Raw genomic sequence first — 21,860 nt, forward strand, 5'->3', positions numbered from 1 at the left:
TACGGGAGTACATGAGCATTCCGAGGCGGTTCTCAACGCAGCATGAACAAGTATCAAGGCTTTTCGTCAGAGCCTAGGGCCGCTTGCCACCGATCAGCGGCAGCAAGCGGCAGTAGGCAGGCGTTATGGCTTGGTGCTTGCCGTTTGCTGCAACTGCTTTGGCAACTTGAAGGTCCAGAGCATGCCGCCCTGGTTGAAGTCCTTGACCCGTTTGGCCACTTCGCCGCCCCACAGCGGCACCGCGCCGCCCCAGCCGGAGACCACCGAGACGTATTGCTCGCCGTCCATTTCCCAGGTGACGGGCGAGCCAAGCACGCCTGAGCCGGTCTGGAATTCCCAGACCTTGTCGCCGGTCTTGGCGTTGAATGCCTGCAGGAAGCCCTCTGGCGTGCCCGTGAACACCAGGTTGCCCTTGGTGGTCAGCACACCGCCCCACAGCGGCGCGTAGTTCTTGTGGCGCCACACTTCCTTGCCGCTGATCGGGTCGATGGCGCGCAGCACGCCGATGTAGTCTTCGTTGAGCGGCTTGATGGTGAAACCGGCGCCGAGGAACGCCGCACCTTTCTTGTAGGCGATGCCTTCGTTCCAGATGTCCATGCCCCACTCGTTGGACGGCACGTAGAACAGCCCTGTGTCCTTGTTGTAGGCCATCGGCATCCAGTTCTTGGCGCCGAGGAAGGCCGGCGCGACAAACACCGAGCTGCCCTTGGCCTCGCTGCCGGGGGCACCCGGGCGGCTGGCGTCGTTGTAGATCGGCCGGCCGTCCTTGTCCAGGCCCGTGGCCCAGGTGATCTTGTCAACGAAGGGGAAGCCACGGATGAACTTGCCGTTGGTGCGATCGAGCACGTAGAAGAAACCGTTGCGGTCGGCCGTGGCGGCAGCCTTGATCTCCTTGCCGCCGTCCTTGTAGTTGAACGAGATCAGTTCGTTCACGCCGTCGAAGTCCCAGCCGTCATGCGGCGTGCTCTGGAAGTGCCACTTGATGGTGCCGTCGTCCGGGTTCAGTGCCAGGCGTGAGGAGGAGTACAGGTTGTCACCGGGGCGCAGGTGCGAGTTCCACGGGGCCGGGTTACCGGTACCAAACAGGATCAGGTTGGTTTCCGGGTCGTAGTAACCGCCCAGCCACGGCGCGGCGCCGCCGGTCTTCCACAGGTCGCCAGGCCAGGTCTTGCCCGCCTCACCGCCGGAAATACCGTTCTCGATCGCCTTGCCGTCCTTGTACACATAGCCCATGTGCCCTTCCACGGTGGGGCGCATCCACAGCAGCTCGCCGTTCTCCGGGTTGTACGCCTGGATCTTGCCCACCACGCCGAACTCGCCGCCGGCAACGCCGGTAATCAGCTTGCCATTGACGATCATCGGCGCGGCACTGATGGAGTAGCCTTCTTTGTGGTCGGCAACCTTCTTGCTCCAGACCACCTTGCCGGTGTCCTTGTTCAGGGCCACCAGCTTGGCGTCCAGCGTGCCGAAGAACACCAGGTTGCCGTACAGTGCGACGCCGCGGTTGATCACGTCGCAGCAGGGGCGGATGTCATCCGGCAGACGTGCATCGTATTGCCACAGTTTCTTGCCGGTGCGGGCGTCCACGGCGAACACCCGCGAGTAGGAGCCGGTCAGGTACATCACCCCGTCCTTGATCAGCGGCTGGGCCTGCTGGCCGCGCTGCTTCTCCCCGCCGAAGGAGAACGCCCAGACCGGGCGCAGCTCCTTGACGTTATTGACGTTGAGCAGATCCAGCGGGCTGTAGCGCTGGCCCTGGACGCCCAGGCCATTGGTCACGATCTGCTGCGGGTTCTTCGGGTCCTGGAGGATTTCTTCATTGCTGACAGCGGCGTGAGCCGCGCCGGCAAGCAGCATGGCGCTGAGCACCAGGCTCACGGCGAACAAGGGGCGACGTGGGGATCGGGTCATGACGGCTACCTTTGGTTTTTTTGTTGTGCCCGGGAAAATTTCCCGGTGTGCCGGGAATTCTTGGTCCCGACCCGATTGCCAACAATTGCCCGCAGTGCGGAGTTTTCTAGTTCCTTGGTAGGGGACTGAGCGATGGACGGGGGCAGCCATAGAGCGCGGCACGGACGGCGCGGGGGCTCACAGGCACCGTAAATGTCATGGCAAGCGCTGCAACTGCTGGCGCTCGTAACGCGGGTACAGGTGGCTGACACTGCGGATCAGCTCATAACGCGTCAGGCTGATCCCGGCAAACCGTTCGGGAATGGGGCTGCGGATCATCTCGGCCATGTCGTCACCGCGCGCCGCGCCATCACGCATCAGGCCATCGAGCCAGCCCAGGTAGTCACGCATCTGCACGAACGGCTGCGCATCACTGGCCAAGGGGCCATGCCCGGGTACAAGCTGTTTCCAGGGCAGTGCCTGCAGGGTATCCAGGTCCTTGAGCCACACGTCCAGCCCCGGGCTGTTGGGCGTGGTCAGGGCGCGGTCGTAGAACACCAGGTCGCCGGCAAACAGCACGCCGGTCTTTTCATCGAAAATCGCCAGGTCGGCCCCCGTATGCCCGCCCAGCCCCAACAACCTCAGGCGGTGCCCGCCCACCTCATGCCCCCCCGGCTGCAGCACCCGGGTCGGCAGCACCACCTCGGTACCGCGCATCCAGTCGCCGACCAGGCGATACATGTTCTCGGCCATGGCATCGCCTTGCTGGCGCAGCAGGTCGCGGGTGCCGGCCAGGGCACCGATCGGCACATCGGCAAAGGCTTGGTTGCCCAGCACATGATCCGGATGATGATGGGTCAGCAGCACCTCCACTACCGGCTTGTCGGTGAGGGTGGCAATGGCCTTGCGCAATGCCTCGCCATAGCCCTTCGACGGCCCGCTGTCGATCACCACCACACCGCTGTCGGTGACGATGAACGCGGTGTTGACCACATTGCCGCCATTGGCCTTGGCGAAATTGTCGGTGCTGCCTTCCAGCAACCAGGTGCCCTCGGCGATCTGCCGGGGGGTAAGCCGGTACGCCAGATCAGCCTGGGCCGGCAGCCCCAGGCACAGCAGCAACAGCAGGATCCAACGCATGGCGGTGCCTCGGGTCAGGGTGAAATCAGACAACGCGCTCAGGGCAGCGCCGCCTCGAACTGGTTGCCGCTGTTGTCCTGCAACAGCAGCCGTGTTGGCCCAGGGCCCTGAATGTCAAAGCCCAGGTTGGGGTTTTCGCTGACCGCCGGGTACAGTTCCAGGCTGGCCAGGCGCTGGCCATCTGCACCTTGCAACTCGGCATGGTTGAGAAAGAATTCAGGAATGCCGCTGACCAGGCCGTTATCCATCGGGTGGGCCACCTGCAGGCGCAGGCGGCTGCTGTCGCCACGCGGGTAGCGCCCGCCCAGCACCTCCCCGAGGTGCTCCTCCCAGCCGGGCTGGGTGCGCACCACGCTGGGTGCGGTACAACCGCCGCCGGCAGCATCGATCAGGGTCGAACCGACGTGCCACAGGCCATCGCGTGTCAGTACGGCGGCGCGCAACGGTGTGGCCTGTTCGATGCGGATGCGGATCGACAACCAGGGCAACACGCGCTCGCCGGGCTGAAAGTCGACGATGCGCGGCAGAGGGTTCAGTTCTGCCCAGGCGATAATCCGCACCACATCGCCCGTGAACGCCCGGGCGTCGATCTCCAGCGGTACCTGCCGTGCATCCTCGGCAAAGGGCGGCGCCAGAAGCTTCACACGGTCATCGAACACGAACGCCGCCTGCCCCAGCAACTGCTTGTGGTAGAAGTCCCACATCACAGAAGGCACCGGGTCTGTGTGGGTGCCTTGTGTCGCAGCCTGGGCGGCCCAGGGCATCCAGCAGGCCAGCAGGAAAGTTGCTCGCCAGTTCATGGCCACTCCTATTGATACATCTCCGGGACCTCGTAACGCAGGCCGTATGCGGCATACATCGCCTTGAGCCGGCCATCGCGAATCATCGCTTCCATGGCCTCCTCCACGGCATAGGCCAGCTGCCGGTTGCTTTCATGTACGGCCATGCCGATTTCCCAGGCCTGTTTGCCAAGGTTCGGGTAAGCGTTTTCTGCCAGGGCCAGTTGCGGGTCGGCGGCCTGGTGCAGCTGCCAGTCAACCTCGCCGCGCATCGCCATCACTGCGTCCACCTGGCCGGCCTGCATGGCAGCGAAAGCTTGCTGCACGCTGGGGTAATGGTGGGTCCTGGCGCTGAGCATGCCGTTGAACACCGATGTCAGGTAGAACGACGGCACGCTGTCCACCTCGACCCCGATAGGATGCTGCTGGAATACCGCGACACTGGCCACCGAGGCCAGGCGACGGCGATCGTAGGCCACCTGCCAACGCTCCTGCTGATAGGGGCCGAACATCACCACCTGGGCGTTTTCCAGCTCCCCCAGCTCGTTGCGCCGCTGCGCGTAGGCGCGATCGTAAGGCACCCGCATCATCAGGTCGGCCAATTGCTGATGACGCAGCGGGCTGCCACGCCAGATGTAGTCGCGCAGGTCATCGTCGAGCTTTTCTCCGGGTGGCGCCCAGATCAGTTGCAGGCGTACCCCCAAGGCCGTGGCCAGGGCCTGCGCCAGCTCCACATCGACACCACGCGGCTGGCCGTGGTCCTGGAAACTGTAGGGGGCGAAATCCTTGTACACTGCCACCTTGAGCTCGCCGGCGGCGATGATCGCGTCATAGTTGCGCACCTGCGCCTGGGCCGCCGCGCAACACAGCAGCAGGCCACTCAACAGCACCGCCCACAGACGCATGGCCGTCACTCCTCGACGTGCACGCTGTCGAGGTAGGTGCGCACCGCCCACAGGGCTTCCTGGCTGAGGTAGTCGGCCATCTTCGGCATGTACACGCGGCCGTCGCGAACCGCGCCGTGGCGTACCCGCTCGACGAACCATTCATCGCCGGCATCACCCGCATCGAGCATGCGCAAGTCAGGGGCGATACCACCCGACTTGGCCTCCAGGCCATGACAGGCAGCGCAGTTCTGGTTGTAGGCCGAGGCGCCGATTTCCACGGCCTTTTCGTGCTCGGGCGAGCTGCGGTACGGGTTGACCGCGGCCCAGCCGTCGCCGTCCAGGCTCACGCCAGTGTCCTTGATCGGGGTCAGGCCCTTGGTCTCCACTGCCTGGGGCACCACGTTGCCATGGGCCCAGGCTGTACCGGTCAGCACGGCTGCGGCCAGCAACCCAGCAGCCAGCAACACATTGCATTTTGTTGTCATTGTTATGCCCTCACCATTGCACACAAAGCCTCAACCACAGAGGCCGTGCCGCCATCTTAGAAACAGCCCGCGGGTGGCCGAATGCTGCTTTGGTGGCCGGGCCTTAATCCCTTGGTAGTAGGGCTTGTGGCGAAGGGCCAATTGAGGTGCCGTGCGGGAACTATTCCCGGCAAGGGCGGGACTTTTTCCGTATCCCGCGATGGCCGCTGCGCCCCACCCTGTGCAGGCCAAAACCTCCACTGGGAACTGCAACCATGACAATAAGATCGCTACCCGCCCTTTCCCCGCTGGCCCTGAGCGTGCGCGTCCTGCTGATAGCCGGTAGCCTGGCCCTGGGCAATGTGGCAACAGCGGCCAGCACACCCGCTGCACCTGCCGGCAAGAACGTCACCTGGGAAGACATCGCCAATGACCACCTGACCACCCAGGACGTGCTGCAGTACGGCATGGGCACCAATGCCCAGCGCTGGAGCCCGCTGGCCCAGGTCAATGACAAGAACGTGTTCAAGCTGACCCCGGCCTGGTCCTACTCCTTCGGCGACGAGAAGCAGCGCGGCCAGGAATCCCAGGCCATCGTCAGCGATGGCGTGGTCTACGTCACCGGCTCGTACTCGCGGGTATTCGCCCTCGATGCCAAGACCGGCAAACGCCTGTGGACCTACAACCACCGCCTGCCCGACAACATTCGTCCCTGCTGCGACGTGGTCAACCGCGGGGCGGCGATCTACGGCGACAAGATCTACTTTGGCACCCTCGATGCGCGTGTCATCGCCCTCGACAAGCGCACCGGCAAAGTGGTGTGGAACAAGAAGTTCGGCGACCACAGCGCCGGCTACACCATGACCGGTGCGCCAGTGCTGATCAAGGACAAGACCAGCGGCAAGGTGCTGCTGATCCACGGCAGCTCCGGCGATGAATTCGGCGTGGTCGGCCAGCTGTTCGCACGCGACCCGGACACCGGTGAAGAAGTGTGGATGCGGCCCTTCGTCGAGGGCCACATGGGCCGCCTGAACGGCAAGGACAGCACCCCGACCGGTGACGTCAAGGCGCCGTCCTGGCCAGACGACCCTACCACCGAAACCGGCAAGGTCGAAGCCTGGAGCCACGGCGGCGGAGCCCCTTGGCAAAGCGCGAGCTTCGACCCCGAAACCAACACCATCATTGTCGGCGCTGGCAACCCCGGCCCTTGGAATACCTGGGCGCGCACGTCGAAAGACGGCAACCCGCATGACTTCGACAGCCTGTACACCTCCGGCCAGGTCGGCGTCGACCCGAGTACCGGCGAGGTCAAGTGGTTCTACCAGCACACCCCCAACGATGCCTGGGACTTCTCCGGCAACAACGAGCTGGTGCTGTTCGACTACAAGGACAAGAACGGCAACGTGGTCAAGGCCACCGCCCACGCCGACCGCAACGGCTTCTTCTATGTGGTCGACCGCAACAACGGCAAGCTGCAGAACGCCTTCCCCTTCGTCGACAACATCACCTGGGCCAGCCATATCGACCTGAAGACCGGCCGCCCGGTGGAAAACCCCGGCCAACGCCCGGCCAAGCCACTGCCGGGTGAAACCAAGGGCAAGCCGGTGGAAGTCTCGCCACCGTTCCTGGGCGGCAAGAACTGGAACCCCATGGCCTACAGCCAGGACACCGGGCTGTTCTACATCCCCGGCAACCAGTGGAAAGAGGAATACTGGACCGAGGAAGTGAACTACAAGAAGGGCTCGGCTTATCTGGGCATGGGCTTCCGTATCAAGCGCATGTACGACGACCACGTCGGCACGTTGCGCGCCATGGACCCGACCACCGGCAAGCTGGTCTGGGAACACAAGGAGCACCTGCCGTTATGGGCCGGGGTGTTGGCGACCAAGGGCAACCTGGTGTTCACCGGCACGGGCGACGGCTTCTTCAAGGCCTTCGACGCCAAGACGGGCAAAGAGCTGTGGAAGTTCCAGACCGGCAGCGGCATCGTCTCGCCGCCCATCACCTGGGAGCAGGACGGCGAGCAGTACATCGGCGTGACCGTGGGCTACGGCGGTGCAGTACCGCTGTGGGGCGGCGACATGGCCGAGCTGACCAAGCCGGTGGCTCAGGGTGGTTCGTTCTGGGTGTTCAAGATCCCGAGCTGGGACAACAAGACGGCACAGCGTTGACCTGCAGCGGGGAGCGGCCTGCGCCCCTCCCCGTTTCTGCCCTTCTCCTGCCCAGAGGCTTTTGCCATGAATTACCTGCCCTTTACCTTGCTGCTGGCGCTATCCCCTGCCTTGGCAGTGAGCGCCGACGACGCCGGCAACGATACCCCCTTGACCATCAACGGCTGTGTGATTGCCGAAGCCAGCCAGTGCCCGGGGGCCAACCTGCGCGGCGCCAACCTGGCCAACCAGGACCTGCGCAAGATGAACCTGGCCGGTGCCGACCTGCGCGATGCCGACCTGCGTCATGCCCAGCTGGACCTGGCAAATCTGGAAAAAGCCCGCCTGCAAGGTGCCAACCTTACCCGCGCCAGCCTGCAACAGAGCAATCTGCGCCTGGCTGACCTGAGCAACAGCAGGCTGGTGGCCATTCAAGGCTGGGGCTTGTTCGCCCAGGGTGCACAGTTTGAAAAGGCTGACCTGCGCGCAGCCTACCTGCAGTTCGCCAGGCTGTCCGGGGCAAAGCTGCAGCAGGCCAACTTGCAGGCGGCGGACCTGGAGATGGCCTGGTTGAGCAAGGCCGACCTGCAAGCGGCCAACCTGAGCGATGCCAACCTGCAGGAGGCCAAGTTTGGCCAGAGCAACCTGGCACACGCCGATTTGCGCGGGGCGCGGCAGCATTACGGGAATTTTCAGGAGGCCAACATGGAGGGGTGCAAGGGGTGCCCTGAAACCTGGGACAAATGAGCAGCCTGTAGGCGCGGGTTCACCCGTGAAAAGGCCGGGCCTGCTGGCCAATTTCCACCCGCCGTTCACTGTTGCTGCCGCTACCGTATTCGCGGGTAAACCCGCTCCTACACACACGGATCGGTGGTGGACACGCATCGGGGGTTGAACACATTCCGTCGTAGGCGCGGGTTCACCCGCGAAAGGGCCGGGCCTGCTGGCCAATTTCCACCCGCCGTTCACTGTTGCTGCCGCCACCGTATTCGCGGGTAAACCCGCTCCTACGCCTGATTCGGGGGTGGACACATGTCGGGGGCTGGACACATTCCGTTGTGCGCGGAGGGCTGCGACGCAGCCCCAACAGGTGCAATGAAATACCTCACCCCGCCACCCGCACCACCCCCAGGTCAATCCCCAGATGCACCAGCTCGGCATGCGAGCTGACCTGCAACTTGCTCTTGAGCAAGGTCAGGTGGTTGGACACGGTCTTGGCACTGATACACAACTGCTCGGCAATCACCCGCGCCGGGGTGCCCTTGGCCAGCATCGTGAATATCTCCAGTTCGCGCTGGGTCATGCGCTGCAACCGGGGGTCACTGGTGCTTTGCTGTGACAGGCAAGCCAGCTGGGTGGCCAGGGGCTGCTCGATGTAGGCATGCCCGGCCAACACCCGCTGCACCGCCTCGATCAGCACCTCGGGCGCCGAGTTCTTGGTCAGATAGCCCGAGGCCCCCGCATCCAGCGCCTGGCGCACCAGCGGCAGCTCATCGTGCATGCTGAAAAACAGCACCCGCAATTGCGGCAGGCGCTGGCGCAGGCGGCGGGTGGTTTCCAGGCCACTGATACCGGGCAGGCCAAAGTCCATGATCACCAGGTTGGGCACCTGCTCCTGTACCCTGGCCAGCGCCTCTTCACCACTGGCGGCCTCACGCACCTGCACCAATGGCAGCACCGCCCGCAGCAAGCTGGCGTAGCCTTGGCGGACCACGGCGTGGTCATCGACCAACACGATATTCATCACACCTCCTGGGGAATGTTAAGGGCCAGCGCCCAGCCACCGCCCGGGCGGCTGAAAATGCGTAACTCCCCCCCAAGGCTGCGGGCGCGCTCGGCCATCGAGTGCAGGCCTACCCCTGGGCGCTGGGGCTGGCACCCGCCGCAGCCGTTGTCGCGAATGAACAGGCGCAAGCCCTTGGTACTGCGCTGCAGGCGCACCCGCACCTGGCTGGCACCGGCATGCCGGGCGACGTTGGTCAACGCCTCCTGCAGCAAGCGGTACAAATGCGTTCTGCTCGCCCCAGGCAGCGCCGGCAAGTGCTCGCCAACCCGCAGCCGGCATTCGATGCCCTGGCTGGCCTGCCACTGGCTCACCAACAGCCCGAAGGCCTCGGCCAACGGCATGTAGTGCAGCGCCACCGGATACAAGTTGTGCACCAGCGCGCGAAAACCCTGCTGCAGGCGCTCGCAATTGAATTCAAGGGCCTGCGCCGTCTGCGTCACCACTTCAGGCTGTTCGGCCACCATACGCAGCAGGCATAGCTGGGCACGCATGCCTGCCAGGTATTGCCCCAGATCATCGTGCAGGGTCTGCGCCAGCTGGGTACGTTCCTGCTCCTGCACCGCCAGCAGGGCCTGGGTCAGGTGGGCATTGTCGGCCTGGGCCTGCTCCAGGGCTGCGGCCATGCGGTTGAAGTGTTTGGCCAGCTGGCGCGCTTCCGGCAGGCCGGCTTCGCGCAGGCGTGCCGTCAATTGCCCGCCTGAAACCTGATGCAAGGCGCCCAGCAGCTCATCCAGCAGGCCCATGGCCCGCCGTACCGCCCAGCGGATGGTCAACAAGCTCAGCAACAACGCCAGGCCACAAACGACAAGCAGTTGTTGCAGGGAGTCCCAGACTTCATCGATTTCATCCCGCGCATCCACGGCAATCAACACGCGGCGGCCATCACTCAAGTCCAGCAGCCGGCTGCTGTGGTAGCGCTCGCCGAACAACTGGCGGCCGAGCCAGGCATCCATACCGGCCTCTTGCGGCAGCCTTGGCACCTCACCCGCTGCCAGCCAATGCACCCGCACATGGCGCAGGTTCTTGGTCAAGCCGGGCTGCAGGTTTGCCGGGTCGCGTTCGGCGGTGTCGCCCAGGTATGCCACCACGGCTTCGGCTGACTGCAACTCACGCTCGACGTCGGCCACCGCCTGGTGCAACAGCACCCCGGCACAAGCCAGCGTCACCAAGGCGAAGCATAACGTGACCCAGAGGTTGACTCGCCACAGGGCCGACAAGTTGACAAGGCGCACAAGCGGTTCTCCTCAGGCCGTTGTGGACCATCGTAAAACTGCGGCCCCCGCACTGAATTACTACCTTGGTACCGGCCGAGCGCTACTTTCTGCATATTCCCCCCTCCCGGCGGGCTTCCTATGCTGGCGCCATCTGCCGTGGAGTGTGTTATGCGCCAGCCTGCCCACCTTGCCTTGACCTGCCTGCTGGCCTTGGCCGCAACGCTGGCTACGCCCCAGGCGCCCGCCGCTCAGGGCCAGGCCGCAGCCCCGTTGCACATACGCATCGGCTACCTGGGCTATCGCCCCGCCGCTGGCCCGCTGCTGTCCAACGTCATCCCCGAACCCGGCGATGCCGGGCTCCAAGGTGCCGAACTGGCCATTGTCGACAGCAACAGCACCGGGCGCTTCCTGAAGCAGCAGTTTCAGCTGACCAGCGCCAATGTCGACAGCCCCGAGGCCCTGCTGCAAGCCGCCAGGGCCCAGCATGAACAAGGCCTGCGCCTGTTCGTGGTGAATGCCCCGGCCGCCAGCCTGCGCGCGCTGTCTGCCGCCCTGCCCGACAGCCTGTTGTTCAACGCCGGCAGCCCCGACGACAGCCTGCGCAGCAGCCAGTGCCTGGGCAATGTCCTGCACAGCCTGCCGAGCCGGGCCATGCTGGCCGATGCCTTGGCGCAGTTTCTGGTGCTGCGCAAATGGCAACGGGCATTGCTGGTGGTCGGCCAGACCCCGGACGATCAGGCGTACGCCGCTGCCCTGCGGCGGTCGGTGAAGCGTTTTGGCGTGCAACTGGTCGCGGAAAAAACCTGGACGTTCGACAACGACCAGCGCCGCAGCGCCCAGGCCGACATGCCGCTGTTCACCCAGACTGCCGAATACGACGTGGTACTGGTGGCCGACGAGCGCGGTGACTTCGGCGAGTACCTGCCCTACCAGACGTGGTATCCACGCCCGGTGGCCGGTACCCAGGGCCTGACCCCCACGGGCTGGCACAAGACGGTGGAAACCTTCGGGGCGGCGCAGTTGCAAAAACGCTTCGAGGCCCAGGCCGGGCGCTGGATGAATGACCGTGACTTCGCCGCCTGGATGGCTGTGCGCAGTGTCGCCAGTGCGGCCAGCAAGCTGCGCCTGGCCGAACCGCGCGCGCTGCAGCAACTGCTGCTCAGCGAGCAGTTGCCGCTGGACGGCTTCAAGGGGCGCAAGCTCAGTTACCGCCCGTGGAACGGCGAACTGCGCCAGCCGATCCCGTTGGTTCAGCCCCGCGCCCTGGTCAGCACCTCGCCGCAGGAGGGCTTCCTGCATCCCTTCAACGAAATGGACAGCCTGGGCTATGACAAGCCCGAAGTGACGTGTAGCTACCCCTGACCCGACAACCACAACAATAAGGAATCCGCCATGCGCCGCCCCCTCTTCCACCGGGCCCTGATTTACCCCAGCCTGCTGTCGGGCGCCCTGGCGCTGGCCAGCAGTCACGCCATGGCTGCCACCGCCTGGGTCTCCAACGAGAAGGACAACAGCCTCAGCCTGATCGACCTGCAAACGCTGGACGTCACCGAAACCCTGCCGGTGGGCCAGCGCCCGCGTGGCTTGCTGCTGTCACACGACAGCAAGCTGCTGTACATCTGCGCCAGCGATTCGGACCGGGTGCAGGTGATGGACGTGGCCACACGCAAGATCATCAAGGAGCTGCCTTCCGGCAAGGACCCCGAGCAGTTCGCCCTGCACCCCAACGACCGCTGGCTGTATGTGTCCAACGAGGACGATGCGCTGGTGACAGTGATCGACACCGTCACCGACAAGGTGCTCGGGCAGATCGAAGTCGGCATCGAACCCGAAGGCATGGCGGTCAGCCCTGACGGCAAGTGGGCGGTCAACACCAGTGAAACCACCAACATGCTGCACTGGATCGACACCAGCACCCAGACCCTGGCCGACAGCACGCTGGTCGACCAGCGCCCGCGCTTCGTCGAGTTCAGCAAAGACGGTTCGCGCCTGTGGGCCTCGGCAGAAATCGGCGGCACGGTGACCATACTTGACGTGGCCACGCGCCAGGTGCTGAAAACCCTGAACTTCCAGATCAAGGGCGTGCACCCGGACAAAGTCCAGCCAGTGGGCATCAAGCTCAGCGCCGATGGCAAGTACGCCTTCGTCGCCTTGGGCCCGGCCAACCACGTGGCGGTGATCGATGCCAAGACCTTTGATGTGCTCGACTACCTGCTGGTCGGGCGGCGGGTCTGGCAGCTGGCATTCACCCCGGACCAGCGCCAGTTGCTGGCCACCAACGGTGTCAGCGGTGACGTTTCGGTCATCGATGTGAAGCAGCTCAAAGTGCTCAAGTCGGTGAAGGTCGGGCGCTACCCCTGGGGCGTGGTGGTGACACCATGAATGCCCTCGACGTCAGTGACGTGAGCTTTGCCTATGGCCAGCGCGAGGCACTCAGGCAGGTCGGTTTCAGCCTGGCACCTGGGCGCTTCGCCGCATTGCTGGGCCCCAATGGTGCCGGCAAATCGACCTTGATCGCCCTGCTCACGCGCCTGTACGACCTGCAGCATGGCGACATCCGCGTGTGTGGCTGCTCGCTACGCAACGCTGCACGCCCGGCCTTGCGCCAACTGGGCGTGGTGTTTCAGCAAAGCACCCTGGACCTGGACCTGAGCGTTGAGCAGAACCTGCGCTACCACGCCGCCTTGCATGGCCTGTCGCGGCGTCAGAGCCACCTGCGGGTCGAAGCCGAACTGGCCCGCCAAGGCCTTGGTGAACGCCGGCGCGATCGTGTGCGTGAGCTGAACATCGGCCATCGGCGGCGGGTGGAAATTGCCCGCGCGCTGCTGCATGAACCGCGCCTGCTGCTGCTGGACGAAGCCAGCGTCGGCCTCGATCCGGCCAGCCGCCTGGCGCTTAACCAGCACCTGCGCCGGTTGTGCCGCGAGCAGCAGCTCAGTGTGCTGTGGGCCACTCATCTGCTGGACGAAGTGCAGCCCAGCGATGATTTGTTGATTCTGCATCAGGGGCGCCTGGTGGCCAGTGGCACCGCCGATGCGCTGAGCCTTGAGCACGGCGGTGACCTCGATCACGCCTTTGCCCGCTTGACCAACGCCCCCTCAGGAGCCAACGCCCGATGAACGCTTACTGGCAATGTTTCAACGGCATCATGCTGCGCGAATGGCTGCGCTTCGTGCTGCAGCGTACACGTCTGCTCAGCGCGCTGGTACGCCCGCTGCTGTGGTTGCTGGTGTTCGCTGCCGGCTTTCGCGCAGCGCTGGGCATTGCCATCATCGAGCCCTACGACACCTACATCCCCTACGAGGTGTACATCATCCCCGGCCTGGCCTGCATGATTCTGCTGTTCAACGGCATGCAGGGCTCATTGTCGATGGTCTACGACCGCGAGATGGGCAGCATGCGCGTGTTGCTGACCAGCCCGCTGCCACGCCCGTTCCTGCTGGGCAGCAAACTGCTGGCAACTTCATTGATTTCCCTGCTGCAAGTCTATGCCTTCCTCGCCATCGCCTGGTTATACGGGGTACAGCCACCGGCTGCAGGCCTGCTGATGGCGCTGCCAGCGTTGCTGCTGGTGGCCTTCATGCTCAGTGCCTTGGGGCTATTGCTGTCGAACGCCATCCGCCAGCTGGAGAACTTCGCCGGGGTGATGAACTTCGTGATCTTCCCGCTGTTCTTCCTGTCGTCGGCGCTGTACCCGTTGTGGAAAATGCGCGAGGCCAGCCAGTGGTTGTACTGGCTGTGTGCTGTGAACCCGTTCACCCATGCCGTAGAGCTGGTGCGGTTTGCACTTTATGAGCGGTTGAACCTGCTGGCGCTGGCGGTGTGCCTGGGCTTGACCGGGCTGTTCACCCTGCTGGCGATCCTCACCTTCAACCCCCAGCATGCAGCGCTGCGCAAGCCGCGCTGAAAACCTGGCGTGTAACGCGTGTGGGAGCGGCCTTGTGTCGCGATTGGGCTGCGCAGCAGCCCCGGCCATGTGTGCGGTGCAGCTGAAATCGGGGGCCGCTTTGCGGCCCTTTCGCGACGCAAGGCCGCTCCCACACGGATCGCGCCAGCTTTTAGAAATTGAGCAAGACAGTTGCTCCCACACCTTGGGCGTCTCCCTGCCTTCAGGCGCCCGGCCATCTACTACTTTAGTACTGCATTTACTGTCTATCGTCGCATTCACAAAGCACCGCCACTGGCATGTAATGAGTCCATAACAAAAAGGAAAAACCTCCATGCCACGTGCCCTGCCCCGGCTGCCACGCCCTTTGCTGGCGGTACTTTCGCTGAGCCTGACGCTAGGCATTGCCCAGGCTGACACGGCGCCGCTGTTCTCCGCCGACGGCTATCGCAGCACGCACTATCGCAGCCCGACCCCGCAACAGGTCGAAGGCGGCCAGGTCGTCGACACCGCCACATTGCAAAGCCTGCTGGGCCAGACGCCCAGGCCGGTGCTGATCGACGTCTATCGCCGCCAATGGCTGCAAGGTCGTTTCATCGAAGACGAACCACACAGCAACCTCCCCGGCAGCCTGTGGCTGGCCAACACCGGCGACGGCGAACTGAGCCCGGCATGGCAGGACTACTTCGTGCGTAACCTGCAAAAAGCCACGGCCGGGCACCCGGACCAACCACTGGTCTTTTACTGCCGCTCCGATTGCTGGTTAAGCTGGAACGCGGTAAAACGCGCGAAAGCCTTGGGCTATAACAACCTGTATTGGTACCGCGACGGCCTGGATGCATGGCAGCAAGCCAACCTGCCATTGCAGCCGGCACAACCGGTGCCGTTCCCCTGAAATGCCTGTGTATGCGTGCCCCGCTCCATCCAATAAAAACAAGGTGAAAAGGCCATGTACAAAATTCTGATTGCCGACGATCACCCCCTGTTTCGCGAAGCCATCCACAATGTCATCAGCGATGGTTTCCAGGGCAGCGAGGTCATGGAGACCGCCGACCTTGAAAGCGCCCTGGCCCTGACCCAGGCGCATGACGACCTCGACCTGATCCTGCTCGACCTGAACATGCCCGGCATGCACGGCCTCAATGGCCTGATCACCCTGCGCAACGAGGCGCCGACCACGCCGGTGGTCATCGTTTCGGCCGAGCAGGAAAAGCAGATCGTGCTGCAGGCCATTACCTACGGTGCCGTGGGCTTCATCACCAAGTCGTCGCCACGCTCACAGATGATCGAAGCGATCGAGCAGATCCTCAATGGCAATGTCTACCTGCCGCCAGACATCATCCGCGCGCAAAAAAGCAGTACCAGCCGGCGCCATAACGATGCCCCGAGCTTCCCGCCGGAAATGCTCCAGGCCCTGACCCGCAAGCAACTGCTGGTGCTCGAGCGCATGACCAAAGGCGAATCGAACAAACAGATCGCCTACACGCTGGACATCGCCGAAACCACAGTCAAGGCCCACGTTTCGGCGATCTTGCGCAAACTCAATGTGCACAACCGGGTACAAGCCATCCTCAGTGCTGGCGATATCGATTTTGCTGATTATCTGCGCCGTTGACCTGTTCCGGCCGCTTCGCGGGTAAACCCGCGAAGCGGCCAACCGCTATGCCACGCCACTGGCCAGCAGATGGCTCATCGCCGTCTTGAGTTTCATCGGCCTTACGGGCTTGTGCATCAGCGTGTGACCCAGCTCGCGGATCTGCTGCTTGAGATCGTTGCTGTAGTTGGCCGTGATCATCAGCGCCGGTAGCGGCTGGGCGCGGCGGGCATTGATCCGCGCTACGGCGTCGACACCATTGCAGTCATTGTCCAGGTGGTAGTCGGCAATCAGCAGGTCGGCCTCGGCGTGGTAGTTGTCCACCTGGCGCGCCAGGTCTTCTTCCGACAGCGCAGTGACCACCCGGCAGCCCCAACCTTCCAGCAAGGTGCGCATGCCCGCGCAAATCGCCGCATCGTTATCCAGTACCCACACCCGCGCCCCGCGCAGGCGTTCGAGCATTGGCTCGCAGATCGCCTGGCTCGGCTGGGCCTTGGGTGCAGTGGCGCTCAGCGGCACCTCGACAGCGAACACCGAGCCTTTGCCCAGCCATGACCGCACGCGGATCCGGTGGCCGAGGATGCCGGCGATCTTCTCCACGATTGCCAGGCCCAGGCCCAGCCCACGGTCCTGGTCCGGGCGCTGCACATCACCCCGTTTGAACTCCAGGAACATGTCTTCCAGGTGTTCTTCGGCAATGCCGATGCCGCTGTCCCACACTTCAATCCGCACGCCACCGCGCTGGCGCCGACACCCCAGCACCACGCGCCCGCTGCGGGTGTAGCGGATAGCATTGCTGAGCAGGTTGCGCAGGATGCGCGCCAGCAGCTGGATGTCACTGCGCACGACGGCAGAACACCCCACAAAATGCAGCTCTAACCCTTCGCTACGCGCCACCTGGGCGTATTCGGCAGCCAGGTTGTCCATCAGTTCGTGGAGGGCAAACGGGGCGACATCGGCCTTGATCACCCCGGCATCGAGCTTGGAAATATCCACCAGGGTACCCAACAGGTTTTCCACATCCTCCAGTGAATTGCTGACATTTCGCACCAGGTGGGCAGCGTTTTGCGGTTCGTCGCGCTCAAGCAATGCACTGGTGAACAGCCGCGCCGCGTTCAGCGGTTGCAGCAAGTCATGGCTGACCGCAGCAAGGAACTTGGTTTTCGACAGGTTGGCCTGCTCGGCCTCGCGCTTGGCCTCGCGCAGACGCGACTCGGCCTGGCTGCGCTCTTCGATCTCGCGCAGCAACTGGTCGTTGAGGCTGGTCAGTTCGGCAGTGCGCTCGCGCACCCGTTGCTCCAGGTGCTGATACGCCTGGTGCAACGCCTGTGCGGTGTTGCGGCGCTCGGTGATGTCGCGGATCAGCACGAAGATACCCACTACTTCGCCACTGGCCAGGCGGTTCGGCACGTAGGAACGCAGCATGTAGCGTTCCTGGCCGTTGATATTGGTCTCGGCAAACTCGAACGTTACGCTCTCCCCCGCCAGCGCCCGCGCCACGTAGCCTTCCAGGCGCTGGTAATGCTGCTCGCTGTGGGCCTCGCGCAGGCTCTGGCCCAGCATCACGCCATGCGGCCAGCAATACCACTCCTCGTAAACCTTGTTGGTGAATTCGTAGACCAGATCGGCGTTCAGGTAGGCGATCAGCGCCGGGACGTTGTCGGTAATCAGGCGAATCTGGTGCTGATGGGCCGTCTCGGCCCGCTGCCGGGCCTCGCTGAGCAGGCGGTTGACGGCCTTGAGCTCGGCCATGGCCTGGTTCAACGCATCGGTGCGTTCGCGCACCTGCTCGGCCAGCACCACTGAATGCTGGAACGCGGCGTATGGGTCGTTGCCCCGGGTCACGCCCGACTCGATGCGCTCGATCAGTGCGTCATTGATGCGCTGCAGCTTGTGGTTCTGGTGCTGCAGCCGGGTCAGCTCGGCCTGCAGTTCAGCGACCGACAGGAGGCCGGTTGCGGGCAATGGCGACCCCGGTGAAGGTCTGGTTGATGTGCATGCCATTGAACTGTTCTCCGTAGGTGTTGAAGCCGATCACCCGTTGCTCGCGCAGGAACGCGCCGACCGGCTCCAGGCCGTGGTGGGCCTCCAGTTCCAGCCGCCGCAGGAAACAATCACAACCGATGGTCAGCAGCAACGGTCCGAGACGCTGGTGCAGGCCATCGAACAGCTGGTGCAGGTTCGGCAGCAGCGGGCCCGGGGTCATGGCCGTGAGCACGATGCCGTTCTCCACCGCGCAGTAGAAGCTCAAGCTGAGGTCAGGGTGCATTTGCTGGATCGCCCGCACGTAGTACTGATCATGAATGCGCACGGCCAGCGGGTGGGCGGCGAACACCCGGTGATCGAGCGCAGCCACGGGCACACCGATGTGGCGGGCATATTCCTCGGCCGCCGGCTCGGCATTCAGTTCGAAAACCCGGCGCTGGGCGCTGTCGGCACCGGTGACCACCAGCTTTTCCTGGCGCGGCAGGATGTGATGCGTGGTGAACACTTCGAAGTCGAGCCAGGTGTTGACCAGCACCACCACGGCTGCACCGTTGTGGAATGTACCGCCGTAATACACATGGGTGCGGTTCAGGTAGTTGTCGTCACCGGCCGAGCCGCCGAAGTGCGGGATATCCCCCAGTGCTGCGCTGAGTGCGGCAAGCACCATCTCCTCGCGGCTGGACAAGCCATCGAGCAGCGTGAGTGCAAAGCTGTGGCCCTTGATTGGCGCCAGGGTATTGCTGCGGCAGGTGCCGACCAGCCGCTCGACCATCTGCTGCGCGTCGATCAGGCTGAAGCGCTCCATCTCATCGATCAACGCGGTGGCGATCGAAAAGTGCCGGTGATCGAAGCCCAACGCCGTCACGCAATTGCGGCCGTAGCCCAGCGGGGTGATTTCACCGGCGCTGGTGCAGCCGACCAGGCGTATGCCACCAAAGTCCTGTTCCAATGCTTCGCCCAAAGCCTGCAAGTCGTATTCGGCGGAGCAGAAGAACAGCACGAACCCCAGGTGCGGGTGCAGCAACTGCCGCGCCAGGTCCTGAGCGGCCAGCCGTGCGTCGGTAGCCTGCGACATGGCACTGACCACACCGTCGTTATGAGCCTGCTGCATCGTGGTCTCCGGCACGGGGTGGCTGAGTGATCAGTTTAAGGAGGTGGTGGTGGGTGACGAATGCTACTTGGGTAGCGGGTGGGCGGTTCCATGGGCGTAAAAGACCGTGTCATTCGGGGCCGCCTTGCGGCCCCGGCCGCTTACCAGGTCAACACCGCGCCCACCGCAAAGGTATCGGTGTCTTCGTTCTGCGCACTGGTGTCATGCCCGTCGATGGAAAACTGGTTGTACTCGGCCACCAGTTTCAGGTTGTCGTTGATGTCATGGAACAGCGCTACACCCCGGGTCTCGTAGTCCGCGCCGCTGCCAACCGCACCGTTGCCATCGTCCTTGGTCTTGCCATAGGACAGCGCCACGCGGTTCTTGCCGAACTTGTACGAGCCCTGCAGCAGGTAGCCATCACTGTCGACATTGCGCAAAACCGGTTCGCCGGCATTGTTGGTGAAGAACGGGTTGATGCCTTTGGCCTGGAACCCCGAGCCGGTCAGCGACCAGCCGCCCATCTTTGCCTGCACCCCGTAACCCACCCCCTTGGAAGTGATCGTTTCTACCGTGGAGTCAGTATTGTCCGAGGTCTGGTAACTGCCGTTGACCCAGCTGTAGATCTGCGCCCCACCCAGGTCGAACTGGTAGGTGATCTCGCTCTCGGTGCGTGGGTTTTCCTGGTAGGCCTTTCCGGTCGGGCTGCTGTCGTTGGTGTCCACCGGGTCCATGATGCCCACCGCCACCCGCAGGCCCTCCATCACGGGCGTACGGTAGGTGATCTGTGAGGTAGGGAACGGGTATGGGTAACCGCTGCCAATGTTGCCGAACGACACCCCGCCGCCGTCCACCAGCCCCAGGGTGTCGCTGACCTGGCCATAGCCGGCCAGCAGTTCGTCGAGCAGGATGTTGGAGCGGGCGAACAGCCCGAAGTCCTTGCCGATCAGCACCTCGCCCCACTCGGGGTTGGCCACCGTGCCGTAAAACTGGCGCACGTCGATGGCGGTGTCGGTGCCGTTGGTTTCACTGTCGTTGATGGTTACCCAGAACGAGGCACGCGCGCCGAGCTTCAGGTCATCCACCTGCTTGCCCATGTTGAAGCCAAGGTAGTTGGGCAAGAAGCCCATCTTCACCCGCGACTGGCGGCGGTCAAACTGCTCGCCCTCACGGTCGACCTTGCTGTTGACGTAGAAGGCGTTGATATAGCCATCGGTGGAAAACGTCGTCTGGTCCTTGTCGTACAGCATGATCTCGGCTTCGGCGACGCTGCTCAGGCCAAGCGCAGAAAAGCTGGCGATGGCGGCTGCGAGAAAACGAGGCGGCAGGTGCTTATTGTTGTTGTGCATGGCGCGCTCCAAACGGGGACGGGATGTCGGAGGCGATTATCAGAAGTGGGCAAATTGCCAGAAACGCTGCTTTGGCGTGGGGTGGCGAGTGCTTTGGGGCGGGAGGGTGTGGCCCGGTGATTTGGTCCCGGTACCTGCTTGGGTCTGGGTTCGAGACTTATGGCTTAGGCAGGAGTGGCAGGCGGGCATCCATACGATTGAATGAACCGGGGCCGCCTTGCGGCCCTTCGCGGGCTCGCCCGCTCCCACAATCTTTGGATATCCAAGATCCCTGTGGGAGCGGGCGAGCCCGCGAAGGGCTGCAAAGCAGCCCCAATTACATTGTCTGAGCGGAATCTCCTGGCTTCAGGAAGCCAGTGCCTGCGAACGCTGGCAAGCGGGCATCTCATAGCGATGCGGTTGCTGCCAGGCCAGCCGTGCCTGCACATCCACCACCGCGTCCTTCACCTTCTGCGCCCAGTGCTCATCCTTCGGGCACACCACCACCACGCGGAAACCGTGGTCGACACCTTCCAGGCGCACACCTTCGGAATCATCTACGTGCAGATCGATATCAAAAGCCGAAGGCAGCTTGGAGGGTGAGTTTTCCAGCCCGTTCTGGGCCAGGATGTGCTGGTGCCGATCGCTGTTGACCACGCCATCGACATGAATGCCGTAAAGCATCAGCCAGCGGCGGATGTAAGCCGGGGTACGCCCCGAGGAGGTGTAGATCCAGATGCTGCAGCCCTGGCGGCGCAGGTCGCGGATCAGCTCGCGGGTGCCGCTGCGCAGGGGCTCACCCAGCCAGCGATGGACGAAACCCGGCAGCTTGCTGTCCTCGGCGGCGGCGTGTTCGGGCAGGCAGGCCAGCGTGTCGTCGATATCGAACGAAATGCGTACCTGGCCACGCTTGAGCTTGCGTTCGATGGCTTGCCGCCCTCGTGCGAACAGGGATGAACCTTGCATCAGCGGCTCCCCTCACAGGCAGGCACGGGCGTGCCGTTCAGGAAGAACTTGCCGGGCTCAGGCGCCTTCGCTTCCAGGAACGCGGCGTACTTTTTCTTGATCTTGGGGAGTTCGTACAAAGCCTTGACACCGTGTTTGGCGGAGTTGCGTATGACCGAGGACGGGTTGAAGTAACCCTCGGCGTTGTCCAGCGACAGCACGAATGGCGGCAGCCCGGCACGCATCAACAAATAGCTGACAATAAGCGAACCCGTGCGGTTGTTGCCTTCGATGAACAGCTGCGGCTTGCTGAGGATCCGTACATACACACCCGCTGCCCGCTTCCAGATGGAATCGCTGCGGTACGCGCAGTACCAGTTGTACAAATCCTTGATGCCACCTTCCACGTTGTTGAAAAAGTGCGCTTCGGTTGCCGCAAGGTGCGGGGCGAATTCCAGGCGACGGGCCGGATCGCTGCCGCATAGCACGGTGGCATTGATTTCCAGCATCAGGTTCAGCTGTTGCAGGTCGAACAGGTCGATACCGCGAGCGACATAGTCGTCAATCAGCGCATAGCCTTCAACCACATTCAGCAGCACCTCGTCGGTAAACGGGTCCCGCGGTTCGGTGAAATGCTGGCTGAGTTCGGCAAAACGGCCCTGCACCTCGCGCAGTGCGCGCTCTACCGCTGACAGATCAAGACGACGCGTCGCTCGCATTG

The 21,860-nt window shown here is 63.6% G+C and carries 20 protein-coding genes; 8 read left to right on the plus strand and 12 right to left on the minus strand.

Annotated elements, in window-relative coordinates:
- Positions 1-123: 123 nt before the first annotated feature.
- The 5 genes from pedH to pedF all read right to left on the minus strand — a co-directional run bounded on the left by pedH (position 124) and on the right by pedF (position 5,181).
- On the minus strand, positions 124-1,911 hold the full coding sequence (pedH, locus tag V6093_RS06530; RefSeq protein ID WP_019751153.1) for a PQQ-dependent alcohol dehydrogenase PedH: 1,788 nt from the start codon (positions 1,909-1,911) through the stop codon (positions 124-126).
- A 195-nt stretch (positions 1,912-2,106) separates the two neighbouring features.
- Complete coding sequence (locus V6093_RS06535; protein ID WP_098090625.1) at positions 2,107-3,030, minus strand: quinoprotein relay system zinc metallohydrolase 1; 924 nt, start codon at positions 3,028-3,030, stop codon at positions 2,107-2,109.
- A 38-nt stretch (positions 3,031-3,068) separates the two neighbouring features.
- Positions 3,069-3,830 (minus strand): quinoprotein dehydrogenase-associated SoxYZ-like carrier, encoded by a 762-nt coding sequence (locus V6093_RS06540; RefSeq protein ID WP_047603008.1) that lies wholly within the window; start codon positions 3,828-3,830, stop codon positions 3,069-3,071.
- 8 nt (positions 3,831-3,838) lie between these two features.
- The gene (locus V6093_RS06545; RefSeq protein ID WP_012052781.1) at positions 3,839-4,714 is read right to left on the minus strand and encodes an ABC transporter substrate-binding protein; all 876 of its coding nucleotides are present in this window, start codon (positions 4,712-4,714) and stop codon (positions 3,839-3,841) included.
- Positions 4,715-4,719: 5 nt separating this feature from the next.
- On the minus strand, positions 4,720-5,181 hold the full coding sequence (gene pedF, locus V6093_RS06550) for a cytochrome c-550 PedF (protein ID WP_014860448.1): 462 nt from the start codon (positions 5,179-5,181) through the stop codon (positions 4,720-4,722).
- A 254-nt stretch (positions 5,182-5,435) separates the two neighbouring features.
- Between pedF and exaA the strand changes: the two genes are divergently transcribed.
- Both exaA and V6093_RS06560 read left to right on the plus strand, forming a co-directional pair.
- Positions 5,436-7,331 (plus strand): quinoprotein ethanol dehydrogenase, encoded by a 1,896-nt coding sequence (gene exaA / locus V6093_RS06555; RefSeq protein ID WP_012052783.1) that lies wholly within the window; start codon positions 5,436-5,438, stop codon positions 7,329-7,331.
- 66 nt (positions 7,332-7,397) lie between these two features.
- Positions 7,398-8,057 (plus strand): pentapeptide repeat-containing protein, encoded by a 660-nt coding sequence (locus tag V6093_RS06560; RefSeq protein WP_060544997.1) that lies wholly within the window; start codon positions 7,398-7,400, stop codon positions 8,055-8,057.
- Between the two features lie 358 nt (positions 8,058-8,415).
- Here V6093_RS06560 and V6093_RS06565 read toward each other — a convergent pair whose 3' ends face one another.
- Together V6093_RS06565 and V6093_RS06570 are read right to left on the minus strand one after the other, a co-directional pair.
- On the minus strand, positions 8,416-9,054 hold the full coding sequence (locus tag V6093_RS06565) for a response regulator transcription factor (RefSeq protein ID WP_003254098.1): 639 nt from the start codon (positions 9,052-9,054) through the stop codon (positions 8,416-8,418).
- Positions 9,054-10,328 (minus strand): histidine kinase, encoded by a 1,275-nt coding sequence (locus V6093_RS06570; RefSeq protein WP_047603010.1) that lies wholly within the window; start codon positions 10,326-10,328, stop codon positions 9,054-9,056. The genes V6093_RS06565 and V6093_RS06570 overlap by 1 nt, the downstream gene beginning before the upstream one ends.
- A 150-nt stretch (positions 10,329-10,478) precedes the next feature.
- Between V6093_RS06570 and V6093_RS06575 the strand changes: the two genes are divergently transcribed.
- The 6 genes from V6093_RS06575 (at position 10,479) to V6093_RS06600 (ending at position 15,811) form a co-directional block, all read left to right on the plus strand.
- Positions 10,479-11,672, plus strand: coding sequence for an ABC transporter substrate-binding protein (locus tag V6093_RS06575; RefSeq protein WP_014860446.1), 1,194 nt, complete (start codon positions 10,479-10,481; stop codon positions 11,670-11,672).
- Positions 11,673-11,702: 30 nt separating this feature from the next.
- Entirely contained in the window at positions 11,703-12,692 is a 990-nt protein-coding gene (locus tag V6093_RS06580; RefSeq protein ID WP_265977639.1) for a YVTN family beta-propeller repeat protein, read from the plus strand.
- Positions 12,689-13,429 carry an ABC transporter ATP-binding protein gene (locus tag V6093_RS06585; protein ID WP_003254104.1) on the plus strand — a complete coding sequence of 247 codons (741 nt, stop codon included), beginning with the start codon at positions 12,689-12,691 and terminating at the stop codon, positions 13,427-13,429. Before V6093_RS06580 ends, V6093_RS06585 begins: the two co-directional genes overlap by 4 nt.
- Entirely contained in the window at positions 13,426-14,217 is a 792-nt protein-coding gene (locus tag V6093_RS06590; protein ID WP_004574210.1) for an ABC transporter permease, read from the plus strand. The genes V6093_RS06585 and V6093_RS06590 overlap by 4 nt, the downstream gene beginning before the upstream one ends.
- Positions 14,218-14,530: 313 nt before the next feature.
- Positions 14,531-15,091: a PQQ-dependent catabolism-associated CXXCW motif protein gene (locus V6093_RS06595; protein ID WP_003254107.1), complete on the plus strand. Its 561-nt coding sequence runs from the start codon at positions 14,531-14,533 to the stop codon at positions 15,089-15,091.
- A gap of 54 nt (positions 15,092-15,145) precedes the next feature.
- Entirely contained in the window at positions 15,146-15,811 is a 666-nt protein-coding gene (locus V6093_RS06600; RefSeq protein ID WP_003254108.1) for a response regulator transcription factor, read from the plus strand.
- Positions 15,812-15,856: 45 nt separating this feature from the next.
- On the opposite strand, the gene V6093_RS06605 is transcribed toward V6093_RS06600, so the two are convergent.
- The 5 genes from V6093_RS06605 to V6093_RS06625 form a co-directional block, all read right to left on the minus strand.
- Positions 15,857-17,755: a NahK/ErcS family hybrid sensor histidine kinase/response regulator gene (locus tag V6093_RS06605; protein ID WP_014860443.1), complete on the minus strand. Its 1,899-nt coding sequence runs from the start codon at positions 17,753-17,755 to the stop codon at positions 15,857-15,859.
- The gene (nosP, locus tag V6093_RS06610; RefSeq protein WP_265977642.1) at positions 17,724-18,887 is read right to left on the minus strand and encodes a nitric oxide-sensing protein NosP; all 1,164 of its coding nucleotides are present in this window, start codon (positions 18,885-18,887) and stop codon (positions 17,724-17,726) included. Before nosP ends, V6093_RS06605 begins: the two co-directional genes overlap by 32 nt.
- 140 nt (positions 18,888-19,027) lie before the next feature.
- Positions 19,028-20,215 carry a porin gene (locus tag V6093_RS06615; RefSeq protein WP_003254111.1) on the minus strand — a complete coding sequence of 396 codons (1,188 nt, stop codon included), beginning with the start codon at positions 20,213-20,215 and terminating at the stop codon, positions 19,028-19,030.
- Positions 20,216-20,560: 345 nt separating this feature from the next.
- On the minus strand, positions 20,561-21,160 hold the full coding sequence (locus V6093_RS06620) for a hypothetical protein (RefSeq protein WP_003254112.1): 600 nt from the start codon (positions 21,158-21,160) through the stop codon (positions 20,561-20,563).
- A complete protein-coding gene (locus tag V6093_RS06625; RefSeq protein ID WP_004574211.1) occupies positions 21,160-21,858 on the minus strand; it encodes a hypothetical protein in 699 nt (232 codons plus the stop codon). The genes V6093_RS06620 and V6093_RS06625 overlap by 1 nt, the downstream gene beginning before the upstream one ends.
- Positions 21,859-21,860: the final 2 nt, after the last annotated feature.

Source organism: Pseudomonas putida group bacterium ESBL64 (assembly GCF_045277175.1).
GTDB classification, from domain to species: domain Bacteria; phylum Pseudomonadota; class Gammaproteobacteria; order Pseudomonadales; family Pseudomonadaceae; genus Aquipseudomonas; species Aquipseudomonas alloputida.